7 protein-coding genes are annotated in these 6,585 nt (G+C 42.6%); all 7 read left to right on the forward strand.

The window, feature by feature from the left end:
• The first annotated feature begins 52 nt into the window (after positions 1 to 52).
• Positions 53 to 1,216, forward strand: coding sequence for a TlpA family protein disulfide reductase (locus ACTHMC_RS03365; protein ID WP_440410816.1), 1,164 nt, complete (start codon positions 53 to 55; stop codon positions 1,214 to 1,216).
• A 157-nt stretch (positions 1,217 to 1,373) separates the two neighbouring features.
• Complete coding sequence (locus ACTHMC_RS03370; RefSeq protein WP_440410818.1) at positions 1,374 to 1,805, forward strand: carboxypeptidase-like regulatory domain-containing protein; 432 nt, start codon at positions 1,374 to 1,376, stop codon at positions 1,803 to 1,805.
• 511 nt (positions 1,806 to 2,316) lie between these two features.
• On the forward strand, positions 2,317 to 2,700 hold the full coding sequence (locus tag ACTHMC_RS03375; RefSeq protein ID WP_440410819.1) for a carboxypeptidase-like regulatory domain-containing protein: 384 nt from the start codon (positions 2,317 to 2,319) through the stop codon (positions 2,698 to 2,700).
• Positions 2,697 to 3,065 (forward strand): carboxypeptidase-like regulatory domain-containing protein, encoded by a 369-nt coding sequence (locus ACTHMC_RS03380; protein ID WP_440410820.1) that lies wholly within the window; start codon positions 2,697 to 2,699, stop codon positions 3,063 to 3,065. Before ACTHMC_RS03375 ends, ACTHMC_RS03380 begins: the two co-directional genes overlap by 4 nt.
• Before the next feature lie 177 nt (positions 3,066 to 3,242).
• Positions 3,243 to 3,818, forward strand: coding sequence for an RNA polymerase sigma factor (locus ACTHMC_RS03385; RefSeq protein WP_440410822.1), 576 nt, complete (start codon positions 3,243 to 3,245; stop codon positions 3,816 to 3,818).
• 87 nt (positions 3,819 to 3,905) lie between these two features.
• Positions 3,906 to 5,099 carry a FecR family protein gene (locus tag ACTHMC_RS03390; RefSeq protein ID WP_440410823.1) on the forward strand — a complete coding sequence of 398 codons (1,194 nt, stop codon included), beginning with the start codon at positions 3,906 to 3,908 and terminating at the stop codon, positions 5,097 to 5,099.
• Positions 5,100 to 5,366: 267 nt separating this feature from the next.
• Positions 5,367 to 6,585: carboxypeptidase-like regulatory domain-containing protein (locus tag ACTHMC_RS03395; RefSeq protein ID WP_440410824.1), on the forward strand; the 1,219-nt coding region annotated here is incomplete at its 3' end.

Consider the following 6,585-nt stretch of genomic DNA (forward strand, 5'->3'; position numbering starts at 1 on the left):
TGAGGTTGGAATGGAAGGTATCTTCCCACTCAATTTAAATGCATTTATTCCAATGAAGAAATTTTTTGTATTCGCTTTAGCCCTTACTGCTGCGGCAACAGCAGGGGCACAGACCAAAGCAAAGAAGAAGAACATCGTGATAAAGGGACAGGTCCAGTTCCTCAATCCCGAGAAATATGCCGCTAACAATAAGGTCTGGATCGGGTACAGGGATGGAAGGGATTACAAGGCCATCGACTCCGTAGTAGTGAAGGAGGATGGCAAATGGCAGTTCACGGTAGATGCCAGCAGGCCCAGGTTCTATGATCTGGAGATCCTGAGATGGGACCGCATAACGGTTTGGGGCGATGAAGACGCCACCATCAACAGCCGTGGTTATGATACCGCTAAAATGAAGATCAAGAACAATCCTTATATCTTCATCGAAGGCTCTGCTGATAACCAGTTCCTCAACCTGGTTAACCATATGGTGTACAGGGATTACCAGAACATGATTGCCGTGAGCAAGGAAATGTACATTGCCGGAAAATCCGCCGATACCAGCTGGAGCGCTTATCTGAAAGGGCTGGATCCGTACAAGACACTGGCTGATGATTACCGCGACAGGCTCAAGGTGCTGATCCGCGCGTACAAAGACAGGCCTGTAGTGTTGGCCGGTATCAAGATGCTGAACTGGGAAAAGAACCAGGAAATCATCCTGCCGATCCTCACAGACCTGAAAAAGAAATATCCATGTTTCACGGAGATCGCAGAATACAAGAAAAAAGTGGAAGACAATATCGCGCAGGCGAAATTGCTGAAGCCCGGCATGCCGGTACCCGTGGTGAGCTACCCTGATGCTGATGGAAAGAATATTTCCACGGCGGATTACAAAGGGAAATATTTGCTGATCGATTTCTGGGCCAGCTGGTGTGGTCCTTGCAGGGCGGCTATTCCAAAGGTGAAAGCGTTGTATGATGCTTATAAGGCGCAGGGCTTTGATGTGTTGAGTATTTCAATTGACACGGATAGGAAAGCATGGGTGAAAGCGATGGAGGATGAGAAGATGCCATGGGGTCAAACGCTAAGCCCGGAAAAGAATAAGACGATGGATACTTTCTTGTTTAGCGGGATTCCGACGTTGTATCTGATAGATAGGGATGGAAAGATAGTGAAGAGTTATACGGGGTATTCAACGGATCTGGAGGTGAAGTTGAAGGAGGTGTTTGGGAAGTAAATGCAATCTTAAGTTTGTGAATATGTAATTCATAAATAATTCTTGAATATTCAATAGATATAATTACTTATTTTTCTAAAAAAAGAAAACCGGAATTAAAAGTTGTTTAAAAAAATACTTTATTATTATGATAATGTTTTTCATTAAACCTAATCCAATGAGTAATATCAAGAAATTTTATTTGTTGTGTGTACTTGGGTTGTTTAGCACCCACTTTGTGCTTGCTCAAAATAGAAATATAAGTGGTACTGTTACTGATCCCCAAAAATGCCCAATTCCAGGAGTTTCTGTAACTGTAAGGGGAACCGTGAATTCTACTTTAACTGATATTAATGGCAAGTTTTATCTTATTGTACCACCACGTGAGGTGATTTTGGATTTCTTTATGTATGGATACATTAATCCGGCGGTGGCACTGCCTCCTGAGCTTTCAGTTATAGATGTTGAACTAGAAGAAGAGCCTCCATTAATTATTATCGAATCTTTAGGAATTTTAAGATTTGTACCTAAGTTTTCACCATTATGTAACAAAGATCAAATGAACAAAGCATGGCCTGGGAAAACAGGCTTTGTTTGGTGTCGGGATTAAGTTATCAGGGTAGTATACTTTATTTTCATGAAATTACAAGGTGCCAGATTGGGGACTGATGGGCATTCAAGTCTTTTCAAACACCAATTCCTTAGTAAAGGTCGAAATGATGTCTTCAGTTTTATGAATTGCTGGTGTTCCTGTAAAAAGGAATACCAGCATTTTTAATTTATTCGGCCAATTGTTTGTTTGGTAATAAGTCGACTTTACTATATTTCTTTTTTACTCAGAATACTCTGTTTTTACAAAAAAATAGATGGAACCTCAATTGAATTGATTCTTTACGCATAAGCAAAAGCAATAGATGAGAAAGTGCGATGGAGTAATCGTGGTGCTCGGACATTAAAGTGGTTGACAGAGAAACTTGGAAAACTAATCTTACTTAAGAGTATTCCCCCGAAATAGTATAGTGGGAAATATTTATTTTATTGATTTATTATACAATGGTAGAGAAATAAAATCTCAAGTACTGTATTTTTAGTGAATTGATAACCATTAAACTATAAATCCAATGAGTAGCAATAAGCTATTTTTTTTGTTTATTCTAGGTTTATTTTCTAGTTACTTTTCGTTTGCCCAGAGCAGACATATTACTGGACGAGTTACTAACTCTCAAAATTATGCTGTATCAGGAGTATCTGTAGGTATAAGCGGTGCGAGTTTAAGTACACTAACTAATGTTGATGGTATATATTTCATAACTGCAAGAGCTGATTCAATACTCTTAACTTTCTATTACCCCGGATATGTTTATGAAGTAATTTCTGTACCCCCAGGTCAAACTGTAGTGAACGTCGTGCTTCAGGACGAACCTTTTTTAATCAGCCGTCGCCGTTTGTATGAAGCCAAGATATCTGATTATGAGTATTCACCTTTTAATGCTTTTCAAAAATGAATTACAGAAAGTTGATAGGAATACTTATTATCGTAGTTGGAGTTGCATCTTGCTCTAAGAAGGGCCATATAATCAATTCTAATCTTGAAAAAAAGGACCATACAGGTTCCAGTCTAGTTACTGAGGATTATAATTATTTCGGTACAATAATTGATTCTGTAACTTCAAATCCAATCCCTGGAGCTGATGTGATTAGGAAAGGTGTGGGATCGGGTGTGTTTACGGACGCAGATGGGAAATTTAATATCACAGTTCAAATGAATACTGTTCTTGTATGCTCCATGATTGGTTATATACCCAGAGAGATCAACGCAGGGATTTATGCGAATCTTGGGACCATAAAACTAAGACCAGAACCTGAATAACTATTATTCATTCAATTTAAGGCTGGTATTTCTAAATTTCCTGAAATACCAGTTTCTATTTATCTTAGTCTTGCTATTTATGTGAATTAGTGAAAATACTAATGAAATAAAATTACCTTAGCCGGAAATCACAGCCCTGATTTGACCCGGCCCATCCATACCCATACAGCAGAGGAAATGAGTTTTCTCCTGCAACAAACTGCTCAAAGCGATGAACGCGCCTTTGAACAACTGTTTGTTAGCCATAAGGACAGGGTATATGAGATCGCCTTCCTCTACACTGAATCCACCGTTTTAGCCGAAGAGATCCTCCAGGACATCTTTGTACAGGTCTGGCGGAAAAGGACCACACTCCCCACTATCATTGATTTTCCCTCCTGGCTATTCATCCTAACCCGTAATCGCAGCTTCAATGTGCTGAGGGATATTGCCCGCTTCAGTTCCGGTAATAAAGTGTTGGAACAGGCCGCGCCTGATACCAACGCAGACGCTGCCGATACAAAACTGCTTTCCTCTGAAGCCGATAAACTGGTTCATCAAGCGATGGAAAGACTTACACCTGCGCAACGTCAGGCCTTCATGCTGATCAAACTCAATGGCCTTAGCCGCGAGGAAACTGCCCGTCAGATGGGCATTTCACCCAACACGGTTAAAGTACATCTCCTGGCTGCCAGCAAGTCTATCCGTGCCTTCTTCCTTGAAAAAGACCTGCTGATCCCGGCTGTTGTGACCGCCCTAAAAATTTTCTCCTGATTTTTTCATCCTGCCTAATACATCTCTGTTTCCGTGGGTGTCTTTACTCCTGTACAGCCCGCTACCTTATCTATTCAACCAATGAAAATGAAGAGCAATCAGTATTTATCAGAACTTTTTGACCGTTACATCAACAAGACCTGCACCGACTCGGAGAAGCAGGAACTGATGCAATTGCTGGCAGACCCGTCCTATGAAGCTCAATGGAATGCCATCAATGAATCCTTTGAAAATGTACCTCAATTACAATATAACCTTGATCAGGATAATACAAAGTCCGTTTGGGAGGCTATAAACAATAGAACTTCCGGAGCAACAGGAAGCGCTCCTGTAAAACCATTGTACCGCCGCTGGTGGGCTGCCGCAGCGGCGCTGGTACTGATTGCTGGCGCAGCCTGGTTCTTATGGCTTAAGTCTGAAGAAAAAATCATCCAGATGTCCGTAGTGCTTGATATGCAGGATTCGATCATGCCCGGACAGGCCGGAGCTATCCTTAAACTGGACGATGGCAGGGTGATTGTGTTGGATAGCGTGCAGAATGGAACTATTACCAGTAAAGCGATAGTGGAGAATGGCGCCCTGACTTATAAATCAACTGATGCACCCTCAACAGGAGATGAAGTATATAACACGATGGTGACCATGCGTGGTAAACAATACAAAATGACCTTGCCGGATGGCACCAGGGTATGGCTGAATGCATCCACGCAACTCCGCTATCCTGTTGCGTTTCATGGCAAGGAGAGGAGAGTGCAGTTGAGCGGAGAAGCTTATTTTGAAGTTGCCCAGAATCAATCGCAGCCTTTCATAGTGGACGTGCAGAACAAAGGAGCAGTGCAAGTTTTAGGAACGCAGTTCAATGTGAACGCTTACCCTGAAGACAGCCGGTTCATCACCACGTTACTGGAAGGGAAAGTGCAGCTTAATTCCGCATTTAGAGATTCGAAGGGAAATAAGCAGCAAACAATCCTGGAACCGTCTTATCAGAGCATCATGCAACCCAATAAGGACATTGTTCTGCAAAGGGCCGATATGGAACAGACCATGGCCTGGAAAGAAGGGAAATTCGTATTCAAAAGCGCCAGGCTCTCTGATGTGTTCAACCAGTTGGGCAGGTGGTACGACGTGAATTTTGTGAATGGAGAGAATGTTGATGCCGCCTTCAGTGGCAGCATGTACCGGACCGATAATTTCTATGAACTGCTGAAACTGATAGAATTCACCAGCAACGTGAATTGTAAGGTGGAAGGCAGGACCGTGATAGTTACAAGTAAAAGTTAGTTGTTTTCGATAGACCTTAATCCGTATAGCCATTAAAAACAATCCGTAAAACAAAGCCGGAAGTGTTGCGAGCACTTCCGGCGGCGTTTGGTTTTCAAAATTGAGTTGATAACAAGTTTTTTCACCAAACCTAACAAAGGTATGATTCTGCTTTCAAATGGTCAACCCATTGAGGGGTTACCATTATTAACCAAAACCCCCGACCGGAAGAGGATAATGCACTGCGAATTGTCGTCCTCCGTCCGGTGGACAACAATTGTAAAAGCAATGAAATTGACTGTCTTCTTTCTTTTCTGTCTGCTTGTGCATGTACATGCTACTGGATATGCCCAGAAAGTGACACTGGATGCGAAGAATGCTCCTCTTGTATCCGTGCTTAAAAAAGTTACCAAACAGACCGGTTTTCTCTTCTTCTATGATGATCTTATGATCAGGCAGGCAAAGCCTGTGACAGTCGTTTTGAAGGATGTCCCATTACATGATGCGCTTACTATCATTTTCAGAGGACAGGCACTTTCCTATATGATCAACGATAAAAATATTGCAGTGGGAGCCCGGCCTCCACAGAACCTTCTAAATGGCGATACAACTCCTGTTCGCCGGCGTGGGCCCAATTATACTGTTGAGGGTAGGGTAGTGAATGCTTCTACAGGAGAGCCAATGTCTAATGTTTCCGTACTGGTCGAAGGATTAGAAATCGGAACTGTTTCAGATGTAAAGGGAGAATTTCGTATTGGTACTGTATTAGGAAACTGGATAGTTTTCTCTGCTGTAGGTTTTGAGAGTCACCGTGAAAAGATAGTAGGACCCAATCCTGCAATGATGATCAAACTGAAACCAAAGCCTTCGGAAATGCAACAGACTGTAGTTACCGGTATTTTCAACAGAAAAGCCAGCAGCTTCACCGGAGCCGCTGTAACCATCACCGGAGAAGAACTCCGCAAAGTAGGCAACGCCAACGTTTTCCAAAGCCTTAAAAATATCGTACCCTCCATGGTGCTCGATAATTTCTCATTGGGAAGCAACCCCAATGCACTACCTACGATACAACTCCGTGGGACTTCCACTTTCCCTGCAGACGAATCCGATGTGCAGGCCAACCTCAAAGGAAATTACCTCAAATCGCCCAATGAGCCCTTATTCATCCTCGATGGCTTTGAAGCCAGCCTGGAAAGGATCTTCGACCTGGACATGAACCGGATCGAACGCATGACCATTCTGAAAGATGCCGCTTCCAAAGCCATTTATGGAGCAAGGGCCGCAAATGGCGTTATCGTTATTGAAACGAAAAAGAATGGTACGGGCCGTGCTTTGGTTACTTATAATGCTGCCGTAGATATCGATATGGCTGATCTCTCCAGTTATAACCTGGCGAATGCGCATGAAAAATTGCAGGCAGAACTGATAGATGGTATGTATAGTTCTTCTGCATACGATCCCCAGCAATACATTGAAAGACAACAACTGTATAATCAACGTAAGAAAC

It is taken from the genome of Pseudobacter sp. (assembly GCF_051955275.1).
Taxonomy (GTDB): Bacteria; Bacteroidota; Bacteroidia; order Chitinophagales; family Chitinophagaceae; genus Pseudobacter.

What these genes read in the sequence shown, in the direction of transcription:
- ACTHMC_RS03370 (WP_440410818.1), top strand. Translation starts at nt 1,374, where the DNA reads ATGAGTAATATCAAGAAATTTTATTTGTTGTGTGTACTTGGGTTGTTT.
- ACTHMC_RS03375 (WP_440410819.1), top strand. Translation starts at nt 2,317, where the DNA reads ATGAGTAGCAATAAGCTATTTTTTTTGTTTATTCTAGGTTTATTTTCT.
- ACTHMC_RS03385 (WP_440410822.1), top strand. Translation starts at nt 3,243, where the DNA reads ATGAGTTTTCTCCTGCAACAAACTGCTCAAAGCGATGAACGCGCCTTT.
- ACTHMC_RS03380 (WP_440410820.1), top strand. Translation starts at nt 2,697, where the DNA reads ATGAATTACAGAAAGTTGATAGGAATACTTATTATCGTAGTTGGAGTT.
- ACTHMC_RS03365 (WP_440410816.1), top strand. Translation starts at nt 53, where the DNA reads ATGAAGAAATTTTTTGTATTCGCTTTAGCCCTTACTGCTGCGGCAACA.
- ACTHMC_RS03390 (WP_440410823.1), top strand. Translation starts at nt 3,906, where the DNA reads ATGAAGAGCAATCAGTATTTATCAGAACTTTTTGACCGTTACATCAAC.